This window comes from Pseudoalteromonas fuliginea, from assembly GCF_000690055.1.
Lineage (GTDB): Bacteria > Pseudomonadota > Gammaproteobacteria > Enterobacterales > Alteromonadaceae > Pseudoalteromonas > Pseudoalteromonas fuliginea.
The window spans coordinates 1-1775 of the sequence record NZ_JJNZ01000156.1; the positions used below are offsets into that span (position 1 = coordinate 1).

At 39.1% G+C, this 1775-nt stretch carries 1 protein-coding gene; it reads right to left on the reverse strand.

What is annotated here, in order from left to right:
• Positions 1-645: 645 nt before the first annotated feature.
• Positions 646-1775 (reverse strand): flagellin (locus tag DC53_RS22660; RefSeq protein WP_033032422.1); only part of this gene is annotated, 1130 nt, incomplete at its 5' end.

A 1775-nucleotide genomic window follows, 5' to 3' on the forward strand; every position in this document is an offset into this window, starting at 1 on the left:
ATCAGTAAGGGGCTTGTACATAAATTTGTTACGGCTCTTGGTTAAATCAAAAAAATACCTTTAGCTTTTATTTTAAAAAAATTACAAATTCATGTTAACAAATTTGTAATTTGTTGATTAGTCTATTTTATTACGATGACATCGTTAACACCTTAAGATTAAAATTCATTTAATCTTAAGGTGTTAACGATGGCGCGATATTTATAACCTAGTGGGTTAAGTAAATCGAGTAACAAGGAGTTAGTCGCCCTTAAAAAGAACCTGTGAGCAGCGTATATTACACTTATTTGCCTATTTATGGGGAATAACCACACACCATAGACCTTCTTCACGTAAACAAACCAAACTATTGTAGTACCAGTCCGTAATAATATTTAATTAATTTGGGGGGGCTAAATTTGATACAAACTGTATTATTATTTTTGATTACGACTGCATGGATGTACAAAGAAGAGGGAACAATATAAAAGTAATTATCGAGAACAACCAAATTACACAATTATCTTGTCGTTAAATAAAGCCCATATATAAGCCGATTGGTACAATATTAAAAGCTAAATAAAAAGGAGATGACCAAAGTCATCTCCTTTTTAAATTATTATTGGTATTCGCTAAATTAAAGAGGTAGCTAATACCTTATTTCAATTAACCTAATAGGCTAAGCGCTGTTTGCGGTAACTGATTCGCTTGCGACAAGATTGATGTACCTGCTTGTTGCAATATTTGGTTTTTCGTCATTTCTGCTGTTTCTGTTGCAAAGTCAGTATCTTGAATTCGGCTACGTGATGCAGATACGTTCTCTGATATATTCGCTAAGTTACTTATTGTGTGGTTAAAACGATTTTGAACCGCACCTAAGCTCGCTCGTTGTGAGTCGATGTTTGCAATCGCGTTATCAATAATTGCTAGCGCATCTTGCGAGCCTTTTTGGCTTGTAATATCAACATCAGCAACATCATTTAGCTTACTTGTTGTTTCTGTGATTACACCAGCTAGTGAATCATCAGACGCTTCTACGCTAAATGTTTCTGAAGAGTTTAATTGAATACCACCTGAAATTCGTGTTGAGTCAGTCGCAGTACCAGCCACACCACTTGTTAGTACAACAGGGACAGCCGTACCCGTTCCGCCATCATCTTCAACACCGGCATAAGACAGAGCTGTCACTGATAATGTACTCGCTACAGGAGCACCAGCAGCATCTGCTGTTGCATAACCTTCTAACGTTATATCTGCACCCGTATTATTAGATACTGATAATACACCGTTTTCAATACTCGCTGTTACGCCATGCTCATCAGTTGCACCATTAATAGCTTCAGCCATTGCTTGCTGGTCGCCATCTGCATTACCTGTAGCTACGTATGAAACCTTCTCGTCGTTAAGCTCAAAACTAACCGTCTCGCCAGAAACTGTTGCAGCACCACCAACAACTACCGTGGCCTCTGTTCTAGCTTGCGCACTAACACCTGTAGAGCTCGTTACACTGTTAATTGCAGCAGCTGTATCTTCTGCGCTAGCGCCTGCAGCAATAGTAACTTGAGCGTCATTACGTCCAGAGATATCATATGTACCGCCTGCATTTGTACTTGCCGCAGCGGTAGAAGCAGCTGCAGCTGTAGCAGTACCAAAACCTTCGTTAGCAGTACCACCTTGTAAATCTACTTGGTTAGAACCAATTTTTTCTGCCGCTACACTAGACAGTGATACGTTAATTGTTTCGTTTGCATTTGCACCAATTTGGAATGATTTCGAACCGAAGCTGCCGTTCAATA